This is a genomic window from Actinoplanes sp. CA-131856 (genome assembly GCF_050956135.1).
Lineage (GTDB): Bacteria > Actinomycetota > Actinomycetes > Mycobacteriales > Micromonosporaceae > Actinoplanes.
In genome coordinates this window covers 3,472,277-3,488,813 of the sequence record NZ_CP191849.1, presented here as the reverse complement: position 1 = coordinate 3,488,813, position 16,537 = coordinate 3,472,277, and the positions used below count along the sequence as shown (strand labels likewise).

Genomic DNA, 16,537 nt, shown 5'->3' with positions numbered 1-16,537 from the left:
GTTCCCATGAACCTGTGACGCTCCTGTGTACTTGCTAAGGACTTCAATCCGCGCCGTGCCGCCTTCGCCTTCCGCGGCATGACGGTGGTGCCGCCTGCCGCCCAGGTTCCTTGGCCGCGGGTTTTATCCAGCCCCTAGCCGCCGGTTACGTCCAGCCCTCAGCCATCGGTCTCGTCCAGCCCCCGCAACTGGTTTCACTCAGCGCTCAGCCACCGGTTTCGCCCAGCTCAGCCCTCGGCCACCGGCTTCGCCCAGCCCAGCCCTCGGCCACCGGCTTCGCCCAGCCCAGCCCTCGGCCACCGGCTTCGCCCAGCTCAGCCCTCGGCCACCGGCTTCGCCCTGCACTCAGGCACCGGATCCTTCCCAGCCCCAGCCACCGGCCTCGTCCAGCCCTCGGCCACCGGTCTCGCCCAGCCCTCGGCCACCGGCTTCGCCCAGCACGTAGCCACCGGCTTCGGCCACCACCTAGCCACCGGTTCGCCCAGCTCAGTGCCAGGCGGGAGTTGGAGGCGGCCCTCTTCCGCTCACCAGCAGCCGAGCGGGCCAAGGGATGCAGGTCGGCGCGAGACCCTCGCTCCACCGCCAGCAGACCAGCACCGCAGCGCCCCGTTCGTTACCCGAAGGTCGCGTGCGCCTTGCGCAGCATCCGGCTCAGGGCCACCTCCATGATCTCGATGACGCCTCACATGGCGGCCGACCGCGAGCACTTGCACGCGGCTGAAGAATGCGGTTGACCGGATTCCAATATTCGCATGATCCTTTCTTTGATCTCGATCTCCGGGATGCGGGACAATGGTTTATGGCGCAGCTGGAGTTGTTTTCGAGGTCTGAGATAGATGCCATGCGAGATTGGAGTGGAGTGCCGAGTCGCGCACCGGACATGGTGGCGTTCCGGCGCGATCAGTCGGAGCGGCGACGGTGGGGCCTTAAACGACGTCACGCGCTGAAGTTATGCCAGTTACATGGTTGTTCGCGTAAGTGCGGGGAGCTGGGCTTACACGATCCGCACGAGCGCATACCGCCGTTGGTCTGGGACGACGATGTCACGCGCGTGCGCCCGCCGCGCTCGGGCGACCCCGTCGACCAGGCGATCGCCGCTCGTCCCGCGGAGGCGCCGTCCGCCGATGACACGAACAAGCCCGCCAAGGCCGAAGCGCCAGCACAGCCCCAGCCAGCAGTCGACACCAAAGCGCCGGCACAGCCCCGGCCAGCGGGTGAAGCCGAAACACAGCCTGAGCCGACAACCGACACCGAAGCGCCGGCACAGCCGCAGCCAGCCGTTCAACCCGAACAGGAACACAGCCCCAGCCAGCGGTTGACGTCAAAGCGCCAGCACAGCCCCGGCCAGCAGCTGACGCCGAAGCGCCAGCACAACCCGGGTCAACAACCAACGCCGAAGCGCCAGCACAACCCCAGCCAACGCGGACGCGCGGCCCGAGCGGACAGTCCAGGCCGAACGCATTCCGAAAACCACAGTCCGGGCCGAGGCCGTCGCGTCAGCCGAGATGACGGGTCGGGGTAAGTTTGCGACGAAGTCTGGGTTCCCGCGTCCACGTCGAGCGTGGGCAGCAGTCCCGCCATCCGGAATCGAATGCTCTCCCCTGGCTTCAGCAGGCGACGGCAACCGGCATTCACAGCCATGGCACCGCGGAATATTGACCATACCTGGCTGGTGGCATGACGGTTCCGATCGGACGACTAAGCATGCCGCAGACAATTCGTTCGGGTCGGAAAAATACCATGGGTGATGACTAATAATTTACCGCTCGGCCTCGGGCGCGCGATGACGCCCAGGCGTGGGCCGGTGATGGCGGATGGCCGGTGCCTAGCGGATGAAAGGGCGGGCGTTTGACCCCGGGGCGGGGCTGGCGGAAAGTAAGGGGCGTGAAAGCAGCCATGGCCGCGCTGACCGTTGCGGCGTTTGTGACGCTGCTTGTTGACGTGGGCGGTGGGAGCCGGGCGGCGGTGGCGCTTGTTCCTGGGGCGGTCTTTCTGGTGCTGGCCACCGGTGGGTACGAGTGGGTCACGCGCAAGGCCCGGACGCGGCTCTCCTACGCGTACGTCATCGTGCTCTTTGTCTGTGGGTTTGCGGTCTTTGTGGTCTCCGAAGCGTCGGTCGGGGCCACGCTCATGCTCGTCGTGCTGGTTATCCAGGCGACTCTTACCCTGCCGCTTGCGGCCGTGGCTGTCGTGGTTGTGCTGTTGCCGCTTTTTCACGCGGGGATGGCGCTGTCCGAAGGGGTCCGTGAAGGGCTCGGTCTTTTCGCGGCGGCCGTGTTCGCGGCCGTACTCACCAAGCTTCTGATGCGTGAGCAAGCGGCTCGTCACGAGCTTGCCCGCGCCCAGGCCGAAGTGGAGCGGCTGGCCGTGCTCGACGAGCGCAACCGGTTCGCGCGTGACATCCACGATGGGCTCGGGCATGCGCTGACCGTCGTTCAGATGCAGATCAAGGCGGCCCGCGCGGTTCTCGCCCAGACCGCCCAGACCGCCAAGGCCGATGAGATGCTCGGTAAAGCGCAGCATCAAGCCGAGGAAGCCCTGCGGGAGGTGCGCCGGTCGGTGGGAGCTCTGCGCTCGCCCCTGCCCCTTCCCGAAGCCTTGCGGCGGCTCACTGATGGGGCCACCATCGTCGGCCCGGAGCGGCCCCTCGCCGCGGAGGCCGAGGAGTCCCTTTTCCGCGCGGCTCAGGAAGGGCTCACCAACGTCCACAAGCACGCCCGCGCGACCAGAGCCGACCTGATTCTCGATTTTTCAGACCCTTCCCGTGTACGCCTCGAGGTGCGCGACAACGGCATCGGCGTCGCCGCCGGGAGCGCGGGTGGCTTCGGGCTCGTCGGCCTGCGTGAACGGGCGGACCGGCTCGGTGGCCGCCTGACCCTGGAGCCGTCGCCCGGCGGTGGGGCGACCCTGCGGATGGAGCTGCCCGGATGACCCGCGTTCTCATCGTCGACGACCAGGCCCTGTTCCGGGAGGCCCTGGCCGTGCTGCTCGGCGTCGTCGACGACCTCGAAGTGGCCGGTGAGGCCGGCAACGGCGACGAGGCCCTGGCCCAGGTCGCACGGGTGCGCCCCGACGTGGTCCTGATGGACCTGCGCATGCCCGTGCTCGACGGCATCGAGGCCACCCGCCGCATCCGCTCCGCCCACCCGGCCACCCAGGTCATCGCCCTGACCACCTTCGACGACGACGCCGACGTCTTCGCCGCGCTGCGCGCCGGAGCGGTCGGCTACCTCCTCAAGGACGTGTCGTCGGAGCGCCTCGTCGAGGCCGTGCGGGCCGCCCACCGAGGTGAGTCCGTCCTGCAGCCCTCGGTGGCGGCCAAGGTGGTGGCCCGCTTCGCCCGGACGCCCGCACCCCCGCCGCTCGCCGACCCGCTCTCCGACCGGGAGACCGAGGTGCTCCGCCTGCTGGCCGACGGCCGCAGCAACCGCGAGATCGCCGCCGCCCTGTTCCTGGCCGAGGGCACGGTCAAGAACCACGTCACCAACGTCCTCGGCAAGATCGGTGCCCGCGACCGCACCCAGGCCGCCCTGCGCGCCCGCGACCTCGGCCTCATCCCATGACCCCGGCCATGACCTTCGGCACCTGACATCATGACCCCGGCCCTCCGACCATCGGTTCATGACGAAAAGAGCCCTGCACTACATCGAGATGGTCGTCGCCATGTTCGTGGGCATGTTCGCGCTGGCTCCCCTGTGGCCCTCGCTGGACGCCTACCCCGCCGCCCACGCGATGGCCATGACCGTGAACATGGCGATCGGCATGGCCGCCTGGATGCTCGTACGGAAAAATTCCTGGCCCCACATCGCCGAGATGTGCGCCGCGATGGCCGCGCCGATGCTGGTGCTGCTCATTCCGTACGGCATGGGTCTCATCGACGGCGGCACCCTGATGCTGGCCGGCCACCTCCTGATGTTCCCGGCCATGCTCGTCCCTATGCTGCCGCGGCGGCGGCACGGTTCGACAGCTGCCCGGCCCGCGCCAGCAGAGCCTCGGCCGACCACGCCGGCGGGTAGATGAACCGCGTGTTGATGATCTGCTTCTCGGCCTTGGCCCGCTCCCCGGCGTGACTGACCGGGATCTGCGCGGTGAGCGGGCCGGCCACCATGCCGACCGTCCACACCTCGGTCTGGCTCGCGATGACCCCTCACCGCTGAGAACCGGACCTCGGACGGCCCCTGCGCCGTGGAGGTCGCCACGCACCTGGCCGAGACGGCGTGGCGTGACGCTCTGGGTGCCGAGAGTCTCGATCGACCGAAGTGATCAGAGCTGCGTTCCTGTTTTAAGGCCCCGTTATGAAAGCGGTCGATACGGTCCAGCTCGTCAGTTCACGCCGAGCCGATCGAGGTACGCATGTCGCCGCTCTCCCCCCTGGTCGGACAGCACCTGGAGTATGTCCGCCTGGGCGACGCCCTGGTCCTCAGCTTCTCCCGCGGCAGCCAGATCCTCATCGAGACGGCCGCCCACCTGACCACCCCGGAGATCCGGGCCCGGATCGTCCCGGGCGACGACAGCTCCGACGCCTTGGCGTCCCTGCTGGGTGACGTGGTCAGCACGGCACAGACCGCCGACGACGGTGCACTGACCATCACTTTCGGCGCCGGCTACGAGCTGCGCGTGACCGCCGATCCGGAGGTGGAGTCGTGGGCGTTCACCAACCCCGACGGCCCCCTGATCGTCTGCCTCCCCGGTGGTGAACTGGCCGTCTGGGCCAACACCAGAGCCTCGACGACGAGAAACGGCGGCTAGGTTCTGTCCCTCGGCGGGCTGACCACGAAGGCTCCCCCGAGCCGCCGCCCGGGTGGGTGCGGAGTTATGGGCAGCTGATTCTGGTTTCGACGTTGGTGCAGGTGTCTGTGCCGGGGCCGCCGTTGGCGGTGTCGGTTCCCGGGCCGCCGTCGATGGTGTCGGTGCCGTTTTCGCCGTTGACGGCGTCGTTGCCGTCGCCGCCGTAGACGGTGTCGTTGCCGTCGCCGGCGCTCACCGAGTCGTTGCCCGAGCCGGCGTAGACGATGTCGTTGCCGCCATTGGCGTTGATCATGTCGTTGCCGCCGAAGGCGCAGATCACGTCGTTGCCGCTGGTGCCGGCCAGCAGGTTGAGGCCGACGGTGCCGAGGATCGTGCAGTGGTGGGTGTTGGCGACCGTCGTCGTCGTGGTGACGGTGCTGTTGGCCGCGACCGGGTCGGGTTCGGCCCCGGCGACTGTCGCGACCGCGGTGACCGTTCCGACGGCCAACGGCTCGACGGTGACGGTGATCGTGGCCGAGCCGTCCGTGGCCAGGCCGCCGACGGCGCAGGTGGCCTCGTTGGTGGCCATCGTGCAGGTGCCCTGGCTGCTGGTGACGGTCAGGATGGTGCGGCCGGCGCCGGAGAGCGCGACCTTGGCCACGACTGCGGAGGCGGCCGACGGGCCCTTGTTGGTGACGGTCGCGGTGTAGGTGTAGGTGCTGCCCAGGGCGGCCGGGTCGGGCGAGTCGGCCAGCGTGACGGCGAGGTCGGCCGACTTGGTGACCGTGGTCGTCTCGGTGGCGGTGTTGTCGTCCGTGACCGGGTCCGGCTCGGTGGCGTCGACGGAAGCGCCGGCGGTGATGGTGCCGTCCGCTTGCGGTTCGACAATGACGGTGATGGTCGCGGTGCCGGCCCGGTCGAGGGCACCGATCGGGCAGGTCACCACGGCCGCGGCGGTCGTGCAGCTGCCCCGGGTGCTGGTGGCGCTCCGGATGGTGCGGGCCGCCCCGGACAGCATGATCTTGGCCGTCACCCCGCTCGCCGGGCTCGGGCCCTTGTTGCTGACGGTGGCCGTGTAGGTGTACGTGCCTCCCAGAGCTACCGTGTCCGGCGAGTCGGCCAGCGTCACGCCGAGGTCGGCTGATGTGGTGACCGAGGTGGTCGCGGTGGCCGTGTTGTCGGCGGCGGCCGGGTCGGTCTCGGTGGCGTCGACCGTGGCGGTCGCGGTGATGGTGCCGGCCGCCTCTGTTTCGATGGTGACGGTGATGGTGGCTGTGGCGTCCTTGGCGAGCGTGCCGAGCGGGCAGGTGACCTCGTCCACCGCGGTTGTGCAGGCGCCGCGGGTGCTGGAGGCGCGGAGACCGTGGGCGGCGCCGGAGAGGGCGACCTTGCCGGTGACGCCGGTCGCCGCGCTCGGGCCCTTGTTGCCGACCGTGACGGTGTAGCTGTATTCCTCGCCGAGGGTGGCCGGGTCGGCCGACTCGGTGATCGTCACATCGAGGTCGGCCGACGGGGGCACCGGCACGTCGCCGATCGCGATGCCGTACGGGATCGCGAAGCCGCTGAGCGTGGACACGACGGCCTCGGTGGCCACGTCGACCACGTACACCAAGTGGTTCTGGAAGTTGGACAGGTAGACCTGCTTGCCGTCCGGCGTCGGCGCAACCGTATAGGTGCCGGCCGGAAGGGGAACGTTGGCCTCGATGGTGTTGTCCGACGTGTCGACGATTGTCAGGCCCGAGGAGCTGCCGGAGAGGAAGAGGCGGCTGCCGTCGGCCGAGTAGCTCACGTCGTTGGGGCCGGTGACCGGGGCGGTCCCGGTCACCGTGCCGTTCGTGGTGTCGACCACCGACACGGTGTTGTCGTGGATGTTGGAGACGGCCAGCCTCTGCCCGTCGGGCGAGAGGGCGATCGCGCCCGGCGTGCTGGTGGTCACGGAAATTGTGGAGGTCACCGCGAGCGTCGCGGCGTCGAGGACCAGGACGTCACCGGTGGTGGACTCGAGGGCGTAGACGGTGGCGTTGTCGGGGCTGACCACCAAGCCGCGGAGGTAGGTGCCGATCGGCTTCGTGACGGTGGCGCCGGTGGCGGTGTTGATGGACGCCACCACGTTGTCCGACGAGGTGTAGACCTTTGCCCCGTCCGGTGAGACCGCGATGTATTTCGGTTTGTTCACCGGATAGTTCCTGGTCACAGTGTTGGTCGCGGTGTCGATGCGCGACACGCTGTTGCCGCTGTTGTTCGTCACGTAGACGTTCGCGGCGTCCTTCGTCATCGCGAGGAACAACGGGTACGGCCCGACCCGGACGGTGGCGGTGATCGCGCGTGTCGCGACATCGATCACCTTGACCACGTCGGCGGAGATGTCGAGTACGTAGGCGAGGGTCCGGGTGGCCGCCGCGGCCGGAGCCGGCACGGCGGGCGCCGCGACCGCGGGCGCCGTGAGCATGGCGGTGATCACCCCACCCAGCAGAACTGTCATCGCCATCCAGGGCGTTCGCCGTGCGCGACGGAACATGTGGTCGTCTCCCAAGCCTCGGTCAGCCAGAAAACGGAGAATATTGAACAAATAGGACTTTCTGCGGTGCGAATCGGCAGCTTTCACCCTCGGGATCGCTGTGGACGATGAGCGGCCGGCGGCGTCAGCCGAGCGCGTGTACGCGGAAGTGACCGGGCTCATCGCGGACGGGGTCCTGCGTACGGAGATCGCCGCGCAGTATGGACTCGACGACTAGGGGAAAGGCGATTTTCACGAAGTGAACGAGCAAGCGGAGCTGACCGAGGCCGAGCTCATGGTCGACTACGAGACCCGCATGCCGGTCGGGGCGCGGGAGCGGCTCGGGGTGGCCGCGGCTCGCATCGGCGGTGGTGTGGCTGTCGCGATGGCTAACGACCCGACGTCGTACTGGAGCAAGGCTCTGGGTTTCGGGGTGACCGAGCCGTTCACCACGGCCGTGCTCGACGAGGTCCTCGACTTCTACCGCACCCACGCGGTGAAGCGGGCGGTCATCCAGCTGGTCCCCGCCGTGCTGCCGGACGGGTTCGGGCCGGCGGGCATGGAGAGGACCAGCACCTGGATCAAGCTGGGCGGTGACCCGGCCGCGGTCACCGCGCCGCCGACCGATCTGCGGATCGGGGCGGTGACGCCGGAGACCGCCGGGGCGTGGGCCGACACCGTGCTCGACACGTTCGGCATGCCCACCGGCGACCTCACCGCGATGTTCGCGTCGACGGCCGGGCGGGAGAACTGGCGCCCGTTCGGCGCGTGGGACGGCGACGAGGTGGTCGCGGGCGCGAACGTCTACCTCAACGGCGACGCGGCCGGCCTGAACGCGGCCGCCACCCGGCCCTCCCACCGCGGCCGGGGCGCGCAGTCGGCGCTGATCGCGGCCCGGGCCCGGGCGGCGGCCGAGGCGGGTTGCCGGCGGCTGTTCGCCGAGACCTGGAAGGGCGAGGGCAACCAGTCGCTGTCCAACATGGTCAGGGCCGGCCTGGCGCCTCTGTACGAACGGGATAACTGGACAGTGCGCTTCTGAGCTGGTTGCGGTTGCTGATGCCCAGCTTCGGGAAGACCTTGTAGAGGTGCGTCCCGATGGTGCGGTGCGACAGGTAGAGCTGGTCGGCGATCTCCTTGTTGGTCAGGCCGTCCGCCGCCAGCTCGACGATGCGCAGTTCCTGCGCCGTCAGCTGGTTGAGCGCGTTGCGGCCGGGCCGCGACGCGACCGGCGCGACACCGGCCGCGCGCAGCTCGGTCGAGGCGCGCTCGGCCCAGGGACGGGCGCCGGCCGTCTCGAACGCCCGCAGGGCCGCGCTCAGCTGCTCCCGGGCGTCGACGATGCGCCGGCGGCGGCGCAGCCATTCGCCGTACGCCAGACGGGTCCGCGCGACCTCCAGCACGGCCGGGTTGTCCTCGGCCGCGAGCGCCGCCTCGTAGTGCTCCTCGGCCTCGGGTCCGGGGGAGATCTGGGCGAGACCGCGACGAACGAGGTTCCTCATGTACGGGCCGGGGAAGGCGCCCGCGCGCTCGAGCAGCGGCTCCACCAGCGACTCGCGTTCGGTGCGGACGGCGGCCTCGGTCAGGTCGCCGAGCGACCACAGCCCCGTGGTGCCGATGGCCTGTGCGGCCTCCAGAACGGCCCAGGCGTCGTCGTAGCGGTGCTGGTTGAGGGCGATCAGCCCGGCCGACCAGCTCGCCCGGGCCCGGATGAAGGTGACGTCCAGCCCTTCGCCCAGTTCCAGGGCGGCCAGCGCCCGCGCGTTGTCGCCCTGCCAGGCGTACGCCCGGGCGGCGAGGATCGCCGCGTCGGCCGCGGTGACCCGCAGACCGAGGTCGGCGGCGAGCCGCTGGGCCATCTCGGCGTCGGCCAGGCCCTCGCGCAGCTGCCCGAGCCCGACCCGGATCACCGCGCGCTCCCGCATCGTCCACGCCTCGTCGCCCGGCGCGCCGGCCCGGTGGAAGTGGTCGACGCCCAGGCTCCACCACTCCAGCGCGGCCGGCAGGTCGTGCACGGCCTGGGCCATCAGCCCGACGCCGATGATGATCTGCGAGCGGCTCGGCGCCGGATCGCCGGCCAGATAGGCCCGGACGGCCCGGCCCAGCTCGGGCATCCGGTCGCGGGCCTCGGCCGCGTGCGCCACCGGGTCGAGCAGCACCCGGGCGACCAGCGCGTGCGGGCTCCGCGCGCCGGCGTCGGCCGCCACGATCGCGTCGTCGAGGCGGGCCCGCAGGTCGGCCGGCAGTCCCTGGATGGCGTTGGCGGTGGCCGACGTGGCCAGCACACGCAGCCGCTGCATCCGGTTGTCGCCGCCGCCCGGCCCGGCCAGGCGGGCGACCAGGTCGAGCAGCTCGCCGGTGCTGTGGCCGGGCACGGCCGCGCTGGCGCCGAGGGCCACCTCGGTGAGCGTGAGATGGGTGAGCACGTCGGGATCGGTGGCGAGCGGCCACGCCTCGCGGACCAGCATCGCGCTGCCGGCCACCTCACCCGCCTGGCGGGCCACCTCGGCCGCGGTCGCGAGCCGGCGGGCCCGGTCGGTCACCGAGGAGGACAGCGCGGCCGACCGGCGCAACGCGGCCACGGCCTCGATCTGCGCGCTGCGGTCACGGGCGCGGTTCGCGGTCTCTTCCAGAGCGGCCGCGACCTCGTCGTCGTAGTCGGGGGTGGCCGCCGCGGCGTGCCAGGCGGCCCGGTCGGGGTCGGTGGCGGCGGCGGCCAGCAGCCGGTGGGCGGCGGTCCGCTCGGCGAACGAGGCGGCGTTGTAGACGGCCGAGCGCACGAGCGGGTGGCGCGGCACCACCCGGTCGCCGGAGACGGCGGCCAGCCGGGCCCGCTCGATCGGGGCGAAGTCGTCCAGGCTGAGCCCGGCGCCGGCCGCGGCGGCCATCAGCTGCCGCAGCGACGACTCGGGCGCGGCCGCGATGAGCAGGAGCATCTGCCGGCCGCGCTCGGGCAGGCCGGCGGCGCCGTCGAGGAAGGCCTGCTCGAGCCGGCGGGTCATCGGCAGCCACTGGTCGCCGGCCCGGGCCGGGGTGAGCGCCCGCGGCAGCTCGGTGAGGGCCAGAGGGTTGCCGACGGCCTCGGCCAGGATCCGCTTGCGGGTGGGCGCGTCGAGGCCGGCCAGCAGCTGCTCGGACGCCTGCGCGCCGAGCGGGCCCAGCGGGAGCTGCGGCAGCGACGCGAACAGCTCGGAGACGCCGCGCGTGGTGACGACCATCAGGACCGGCGCCTGGGACAGCCGGCGGGCCACGAAGGCGAGGGCCTGCGCGGTGGAGGCGTCGAGCCACTGCGCGTCCTCGACCACGACGAGCGTGCGCTGCTCCGAGGCGTACTCCTCGAGGAGGCCGAGCGACGCCAGGCCGGTCATCAGGCGGCTCGGGGCCGGCCCGTCGGCCCGGCCGAGCGCCACCTCCAGGGCCTGGCGCTGCCGTCCCGGCAGGTCGGGCAGGCGGTCGAGCACGGGGTGGAACAGCTCGTGCAGGCCGGCGAAGCCGGAGGTGGTCTCGCTGGCCACGCCGGTGCAGCGCAGCTCGCGGAAGCCCCGCTCGGCGGCGAGGGCGGACACCGCGCCGATCAGCGTGCTCTTGCCGATGCCGGCCTCGCCCTCGACGACGACGGCCCGCCCGCCGGGGCCGGTCGCGTCGAGCAGCTCGCCGAAGTGGGCCAGCTCGGTCTCGCGCCCGAGGAGGACGGGTGTCTGCGCGGGCACGGAATCGACCTTAGCGCCGGGTCGGGCAAGCGCCGTTGCCCTTGTGACGGCGGAAACGCCCATCGGGTGACGGAGGCCACGAAGCCCTGTCACCGTTGCCCGAATGAACAGGACGTCCTTCCCGGAGATCGAGGATCTGCCCGCCGCCGCGACCGCCCGGCTCGACGCCGAACAGCTGGCGCGGGCCGCCGCGTACGGCACCGAGGTGACCGTGACCGCCGGAACGCGGCTGTACGAGGTGGGCGAGGCGAACTGCGACCTGATCCTGTGCGAGAGCGCGACCCTGTGGGACGGCCTCTCGACGTACGGGCCCGGCGGTTTCGCCGGTGAGCTGAGCCTGCTGACCAGCCAGACCCGCAACCAGGCGGTCACCGTGGTCGAGCCGGGCACGATCCGGGTGATCGACCAGGCGTCGTTCCGGCGGCTGATGGCGCAGCAGACCGACCTGGGCGATCTGTTCCTGCGGGCGTTCCTGGCCCGGCGCCGGCTGCTGCGGCTCGGCGCCGAGCAGTCCACGACGATCGTCGGCGATCCCCGGTCGGGCGACGGGCTGGCCCTGCGGGTGTTCCTGTCCCGTCAGGGGCTGCCCCATCTGTGGCTGGACGCCGCGTCGGGCGCGGCTGAGGCCGTACTGCGGGAATCCGGTCTTTCGTCCGAGGATCTTCCGGTGGCGCTGACGCCGGGAGGCGTGCTGAAGCGGGTCACGCCGGGCGTCATCAGCGAGCGGCTGGGGCTGACCTACAGCAGCATCGGCCGGGGGACGGTGGACCTGGCCATCGTGGGCGCCGGGCCGGCCGGGCTGGCGGCGGCGGTCTACGGCGCCTCGGAGGGGCTGGGCACGCTGCTGCTGGACATGGTGGCGACCGGCGGGCAGGCGGCGACCAGCGCCCGTATCGAGAACTACCTGGGCTTCCCGTTCGGGCTGAGCGGGCTCGACCTGACCACGCGGGCGGCGGTGCAGGCGCTGAAGTTCGGGGCCGAGATCGCGACGCCGTGCGGGGTGTCGGCGCTGCGGCCGGGCGACACCCACGTGCTGGTGCTGAACGACGGCACCGAGATATCGGCCCGGGCCGTCATCATCGCGACCGGGGCGGCCTATCGGTCGCTGCCGATCGACCGGTGGGACCACTTCGTCGGCAACGGCATCTATCACGCGGCGACCGACCTGGAGGCCCAGGGTGTGGCTGGCGAGCCGGTCGCGGTGGTCGGCGGCGCCAATTCGGCCGGGCAGGCTTCCCTGCATCTGGCCCGTTACGCCAGCCATGTCACGCTGATCGTCCGGGGCCCCGACCTGTACGCCAAGATGTCGTCCTACCTGGTGGAGCGGATCCTCGCCGATCCCCGGATCACTGTCCTCACCAGTACCGAAATTGCGGACATTGTGGGTGAGGAGCGCGTGACGGGCCTCATTGTCACCGGCCGCGACGAGCCCCTGGAGTGCCGGGGGGTCTTCAGCTTCATCGGCGCCACGGCCGCCACCGAGTGGCTCAACGGCATAGAAACGGATAAAGACGGATTTATTTGTACGGATCAGGGGTTTGCCACTTCGATTCCGCGCGTGTTCGCGGTGGGCGACGTCCGGCACGGGTCACTCAAGAGAGTCGCGGCGGCGGTCGGTGAGGGATCGGCCGCGGTCCGCGCCGTTCACGAGGCTCTCGCCGACGTTCAGTGATTCGACTTATGCCTCGGCCCGGCCGGCGCGGCACTGTTGCCGCAGCAAGCCGCGAAGGAGGCCCTCATGACCCAGGCTCTGGTCACCCCGCTCGACGTGTCGGTGCAGGCCACCGACTCGCTCACCCTGGCCGGGCTCACCGTGCTGCTGGCCGGGCGGCCGGACCTGCGGGTGCTCGGCCCCGACGAGCCCGGCGGCGACGTGCTCGTCTTCGCCGCCGACCGGCTGGACGCCCGGGTGGTGCCGGCGCTGCGCCGGTCGGCCGCCGCCACCCGCCGGCCCGTGGTGCTGGTGCTCGACGAGATCAACGACTCCGAGCTTCTGCTCGCCGTCGAGTGCCGCGTCCACTCGGTGCTGCCCCGGGCGGCCGTGACCGCCGAGCGGCTGAGCCGGGCGGTCGCCGCGGTCGCCGCCGGTGACGGGGTGATGCCGCCCCCGCTCGTCGGCGACCTGCTCAAACACCTGCGCGACCTCCAGCTGCGGGTGCTCGACGAGGCCGGCCTGAACGCGGCCGGCCTGACCCCGCGCGAGATCGACGTGATCCGGCTGATGGCCGAGGGCCGGGAGACCACCGAGATCGCCGCCGCGCTCAGCTACTCCGAGCGGACCGTCAAGGGGATCATCCACACGATCACCCGGCGCCTGGGGCTGCGCAACCGGTCGCACATCATCGCCCACGCCATGCGCTTCGGGGTCATCTGACGAGCCGGACGCGGTTCGGGGATCCGGCGCCGTGGCCCGGATCCCCCGCCGCGGTCAGTGGACCGTGACGTCCTTCAGATCGATCGAGACGATGAGCGGGTCCGGGACCTTCCGGTTGTTCTCGTCCGTGCTGTAGATCTTCCGGCTGGTCGCGACGACCAAACCGTCGACAGTGGCGAAGTCCAGCGCGTACTGCGCGCTCGGCGCCCGCCCCGCGATGTCGACCGTGTAGTCCCGCCGCCGGATCAGCCCGTCCGAGTCGACGTAGAGCACCTGCCGCGGGGTGTGGGTGGCGATGCTGTCCGGATAGGTGACGGCCAGCCGGCGGAACTTCCGGCCGTCCTCGGTCCAGCCGTCGATCTCCTCGGTGCGCACGCCGGGCAGCAGCAGGGAGGCCGGTTCGGTGGTGTACGTCCACATGGCGTACCCGGAGAAGTAGGCCAATTGCAGTTGCGTCCAGGGCGTCGTGAGCTCGTGCCCGGCGAAGGAGTCGCGCGGGTTCAGCAACTCCTCGACGACCTCGCCGTCGGCGGTCTCCACCGCCACCCGCTGCGGGGTGAAGTTGGTGTGGTGCCCTTCGGCGAAGAACGGCTCCTGCCGCGTGTGCTCACGATGCAGATCGACAGTCACCTGTACGTCGTCAAGGGCGCCGGGCCAGCCCTTCATCCCCCAGAGCACGCCGCCGAAGAACTGGCGGGCGCTGATCCGCTGAGCCTGCTCCCAGGCCGCGCGACCGCCGTACGTCTCGAGAATCGCTTCCAGCAGGTCGCTCATGTCACTTGTCTCCTTCGGAGAGGAACTCGTTGATGTCCTTGGCCGCGTCGGCCGCGTACTGGAAGAGCGAGGCGTGCGCGGCGTCCGGGTAGATGCGCAGCCGCGCGTCCGGGATGAGCCCGGCCATGGTGTGGCTGCCCTTGGTGGGGATCATCAGGTCGTCGTCGCCCTGGAGGATCAGCGTGGGCGCGGTGATGCCGGTGAGCCGCTGGAGCGCGGAGTGGTCGGGGATGCCCCACTCGATGATGGCGTCGAACTGGGCGTCGCGGACGGCCACGGTGATCGGCTCGTCGCGGTTCTCGGTGCGGGCGAAGATGCGGCCCAGGAACTGCTTGCCGAGCGCCTGGCTGGTCTCGGTGTGCGCGAAGAAGATGTAGAGCAGATCCTCGGCGTTGTTCACCTCGGCCCGCGCGTGCGACGCGATGTCGGCGCGCCACGCGTGCATGCCGGGCGCGCCCTTGGGGCCGGTGCCGGCGAGCACCAGCTTGCGGATCAGCCCGGGCCGGACGAGGGCGATCTCCTGGGCGACGAAGCCACCGAGGGAGAAGCCGAGCAGGTCGATCCGGTCGAGACCGAGCGCCCCGGTGAAGGCGATGATGTGGCGGGCGCTCGCGGCCACCGACGAGGCCGGCTCACCGGTGGAGGAGCCCACGCCGGCGTAGTCGACAAGGATGACCTCACGGTCGGCGGCAAGGCCGTCGGTCAGGGCCGGGTCCCAGTTGTCGAGGTTGCCGCGGAAGTGCTGGAGCAGCACGAGGGGAACATCGCCGCCCGATCCGAAACGACGGTAGGCGTACGAGACACCGCCGGCCTCGGCGAACCGGGTCGGCGCGGTCTGATGAGTGGTGTCAGGCATGCCTCCAGTTCAGCCACGCCACCACGCCCCCGGCCGCCCCGGACGGCGACCCGTGACCGAAAGGGCTGTTCCGGTCGCCCGCGCGGACTCACGGCACGCACCGCAGCTCGGGAAATCCGTCATCGGCGCCACTTGGGTGGCGGCGCCCAGGAGCCGCCCGAACCGCACTGACGGCATCAGCTGGTCGAATCCGGGCTTCGCCGAGCGCAGTCGCGCGTGCTGCGGCAGCAGGGGCGCGCACAGAGCGGCGTCGCAGATCGCCATGTAGCTCAGCAGAAAGGAGTCCACGTCCCGGGCCCGGATCGTGCCCATCGCGCCGGCGAGCGGTTCCCGGTAGTGGCGCAGTCGCGGCGGAACCGCGGCGCCGGCCCAGGCTTCGAAGGCCGCGAAGTCGAGTCCCGACCGCCACAACTCGGCCGCCGTGGCGGCGGATTCGAGGAGGGCCGCGACACTCCATTGATGGTCGCCGCCGAGGATGCTCAACCGGCCACGAGCCGTTCCGTCCGCCGGTCGGCGTCGCTGACCGGGCCCCCGGCCGTCCCGGCTCCGAGAGTTTCCTGGACCAGCGCGAAGGTTTCCCGCAGGCCGAGCAACGGCAGCCGGCTCCCGCCCACGCGCTCGAGGTCCCGGACGAACCATTCCGTCAGCCTCGTCGCACCCTCGTCGTCGCCGCTCAGCACGGCGATGAGATGTTCGACGTTCAGCCACAGCGAGAAAGCCTTCTCCACCTCGGCCATGACATCGGGCGGCATGGTGGGAAGGTTGTCCAGCAACGGCAACCGGACCGGACAGCCACCGGCGAGCAACGCTTTTGCACAGACTAGGGAGGCGCTACGCGATGTCGCCAAGTAGTGGGCCCAGGTCGACCTCGAGCTCGGTGCCGTGCTTGAGGTAGAGCTCGCGCAGCCCGGCCAGCCGCTTCGGGAAGCCCGGGTAGGCCAGCGAGGCCAGGAATTCCTGGTACGCCGCGTGCAGATCCCCGGCCGGCGGCAGGGTGGCCCGGTTGATCTGCTGCTTGGCCGCCGCCAGGGCCTGCTTGTCGAAGCCGGCCAGGCGGTTGACCAGGGCGTCGACCACCCCGTCGAGCTCGGCGTCCGGCACGGCCCGGGTCACCCAGCCGTACCGTTCGGCCAGCTCGGCCGGGTAGTCGTCGGCCGACAGGATGGCCTCCAGCGCCCGGTCGCGCCCGATCAGGCGGGGCAGCCGCTCGGTCGCGCCGCCGCCGGGCAGGATGCCGGTGCCGACCTCGATCTGCCCGACGATCGCCTTCTCCAGGCTCGCGTAGCGGATGTCGCAGGCCAGCAACAGCTCGTCGCCGCCACCCCGGGCCCGCCCGCGGATCTTCGCGATCGACACGACCGGTGCCGTGCTCAGCTTGATGACCGCGTCGGTCCACAGCGGCGGGAAGTCCTTGATCTGCGCGAGGTCGAAGTGGTTGACCCAGAACAGGTCGTTCGCGCTCTCGAACACCACGACCTTGAGCTCCGGCGCCGCGACGATCCTCTCGACCGGCAGCGTGCAGATCCCGGACGAAGTCGGGGGTGACGAGGTTGGTCGGCGGATTGTCGACGACGACCCGCCAGTGGCGGTCGTCCACCACC

The 16,537-nt window shown here is 71.0% G+C and carries 15 protein-coding genes; 7 read left to right on the top strand and 8 right to left on the bottom strand.

Annotated elements, in window-relative coordinates; translation table 11 throughout:
* Positions 1-994 precede the first annotated feature (994 nt).
* Positions 995-1,300 carry a hypothetical protein gene (locus tag ACQP2X_RS16185; RefSeq protein WP_498697776.1) on the bottom strand — a complete coding sequence of 102 codons (306 nt, stop codon included), beginning with the start codon at positions 1,298-1,300 and terminating at the stop codon, positions 995-997.
* A 584-nt stretch (positions 1,301-1,884) separates the two neighbouring features.
* Here ACQP2X_RS16185 and ACQP2X_RS16180 point away from each other — a divergent pair.
* From ACQP2X_RS16180 to ACQP2X_RS16165, 4 genes are all read left to right on the top strand, one after another.
* Complete coding sequence (locus ACQP2X_RS16180) at positions 1,885-2,931, top strand: sensor histidine kinase (protein ID WP_498697773.1); 1,047 nt, start codon at positions 1,885-1,887, stop codon at positions 2,929-2,931.
* Positions 2,928-3,563 carry a response regulator gene (locus tag ACQP2X_RS16175; protein ID WP_498697771.1) on the top strand — a complete coding sequence of 212 codons (636 nt, stop codon included), beginning with the start codon at positions 2,928-2,930 and terminating at the stop codon, positions 3,561-3,563. The genes ACQP2X_RS16180 and ACQP2X_RS16175 overlap by 4 nt, the downstream gene beginning before the upstream one ends.
* A 58-nt stretch (positions 3,564-3,621) precedes the next feature.
* Positions 3,622-4,020 (top strand): hypothetical protein, encoded by a 399-nt coding sequence (locus ACQP2X_RS16170; RefSeq protein WP_498697769.1) that lies wholly within the window; start codon positions 3,622-3,624, stop codon positions 4,018-4,020.
* 333 nt (positions 4,021-4,353) lie between these two features.
* Entirely contained in the window at positions 4,354-4,749 is a 396-nt protein-coding gene (locus ACQP2X_RS16165; protein ID WP_498697768.1) for a DUF6188 family protein, read from the top strand.
* 64 nt (positions 4,750-4,813) lie between these two features.
* Here ACQP2X_RS16165 and ACQP2X_RS16160 read toward each other — a convergent pair whose 3' ends face one another.
* Positions 4,814-7,210, bottom strand: coding sequence for a CARDB domain-containing protein (locus ACQP2X_RS16160; protein ID WP_498697767.1), 2,397 nt, complete (start codon positions 7,208-7,210; stop codon positions 4,814-4,816).
* Between the two features lie 274 nt (positions 7,211-7,484).
* On the opposite strand from ACQP2X_RS16160, the gene ACQP2X_RS16155 reads away from it, so the two are divergent.
* Complete coding sequence (locus ACQP2X_RS16155; RefSeq protein ID WP_498697766.1) at positions 7,485-8,264, top strand: GNAT family N-acetyltransferase; 780 nt, start codon at positions 7,485-7,487, stop codon at positions 8,262-8,264.
* Here ACQP2X_RS16155 and ACQP2X_RS16150 read toward each other — a convergent pair.
* Entirely contained in the window at positions 8,209-10,932 is a 2,724-nt protein-coding gene (locus ACQP2X_RS16150; protein WP_498697765.1) for an AAA family ATPase, read from the bottom strand. The two genes, ACQP2X_RS16155 and ACQP2X_RS16150, sit on opposite strands and share 56 nt — an antisense overlap.
* A 103-nt stretch (positions 10,933-11,035) precedes the next feature.
* Between ACQP2X_RS16150 and ACQP2X_RS16145 the strand changes: the two genes are divergently transcribed.
* Together ACQP2X_RS16145 and ACQP2X_RS16140 are read left to right on the top strand one after the other, a co-directional pair.
* A complete protein-coding gene (locus ACQP2X_RS16145) occupies positions 11,036-12,604 on the top strand; it encodes an FAD-dependent oxidoreductase (protein ID WP_498697764.1) in 1,569 nt (522 codons plus the stop codon).
* 66 nt (positions 12,605-12,670) lie between these two features.
* Positions 12,671-13,306 carry a helix-turn-helix transcriptional regulator gene (locus tag ACQP2X_RS16140; RefSeq protein WP_498697763.1) on the top strand — a complete coding sequence of 212 codons (636 nt, stop codon included), beginning with the start codon at positions 12,671-12,673 and terminating at the stop codon, positions 13,304-13,306.
* Between the two features lie 54 nt (positions 13,307-13,360).
* Here ACQP2X_RS16140 and ACQP2X_RS16135 read toward each other — a convergent pair whose 3' ends face one another.
* The 5 genes from ACQP2X_RS16135 to ACQP2X_RS16115 form a co-directional block, all read right to left on the bottom strand.
* The gene (locus ACQP2X_RS16135; protein WP_498697761.1) at positions 13,361-14,080 is read right to left on the bottom strand and encodes a hypothetical protein; all 720 of its coding nucleotides are present in this window, start codon (positions 14,078-14,080) and stop codon (positions 13,361-13,363) included.
* 1 nt (position 14,081) lies between these two features.
* Positions 14,082-14,936, bottom strand: a complete 855-nt coding sequence (locus tag ACQP2X_RS16130) for an alpha/beta fold hydrolase (RefSeq protein ID WP_498697760.1) — start codon at positions 14,934-14,936, stop codon at positions 14,082-14,084.
* Positions 14,937-14,945: 9 nt separating this feature from the next.
* Positions 14,946-15,419, bottom strand: a complete 474-nt coding sequence (locus ACQP2X_RS16125; RefSeq protein ID WP_498697758.1) for a hypothetical protein — start codon at positions 15,417-15,419, stop codon at positions 14,946-14,948.
* Entirely contained in the window at positions 15,416-15,688 is a 273-nt protein-coding gene (locus ACQP2X_RS16120) for a hypothetical protein (protein ID WP_498697757.1), read from the bottom strand. Before ACQP2X_RS16120 ends, ACQP2X_RS16125 begins: the two co-directional genes overlap by 4 nt.
* 79 nt (positions 15,689-15,767) lie before the next feature.
* Positions 15,768-16,409 carry an enoyl-CoA hydratase/isomerase family protein gene (locus tag ACQP2X_RS16115; protein ID WP_498697756.1) on the bottom strand — a complete coding sequence of 214 codons (642 nt, stop codon included), beginning with the start codon at positions 16,407-16,409 and terminating at the stop codon, positions 15,768-15,770.
* Positions 16,410-16,537: the final 128 nt, after the last annotated feature.

Bases quoted from the DNA above. Each gene is read 5' to 3' on its own strand.
- ACQP2X_RS16175 (WP_498697771.1), top strand. From the start codon at position 2,928: ATGACCCGCGTTCTCATCGTCGACGACCAGGCCCTGTTCCGGGAGGCC.
- ACQP2X_RS16170 (WP_498697769.1), top strand. From the start codon at position 3,622: ATGACGAAAAGAGCCCTGCACTACATCGAGATGGTCGTCGCCATGTTC.
- ACQP2X_RS16165 (WP_498697768.1), top strand. From the start codon at position 4,354: ATGTCGCCGCTCTCCCCCCTGGTCGGACAGCACCTGGAGTATGTCCGC.
- ACQP2X_RS16160 (WP_498697767.1), bottom strand. From the start codon at position 7,210: ATGACAGTTCTGCTGGGTGGGGTGATCACCGCCATGCTCACGGCGCCC.
- ACQP2X_RS16145 (WP_498697764.1), top strand. From the start codon at position 11,036: ATGAACAGGACGTCCTTCCCGGAGATCGAGGATCTGCCCGCCGCCGCG.
- ACQP2X_RS16140 (WP_498697763.1), top strand. From the start codon at position 12,671: ATGACCCAGGCTCTGGTCACCCCGCTCGACGTGTCGGTGCAGGCCACC.
- ACQP2X_RS16135 (WP_498697761.1), bottom strand. From the start codon at position 14,080: ATGAGCGACCTGCTGGAAGCGATTCTCGAGACGTACGGCGGTCGCGCG.
- ACQP2X_RS16130 (WP_498697760.1), bottom strand. From the start codon at position 14,936: ATGCCTGACACCACTCATCAGACCGCGCCGACCCGGTTCGCCGAGGCC.
- ACQP2X_RS16120 (WP_498697757.1), bottom strand. From the start codon at position 15,688: ATGCCGCCCGATGTCATGGCCGAGGTGGAGAAGGCTTTCTCGCTGTGG.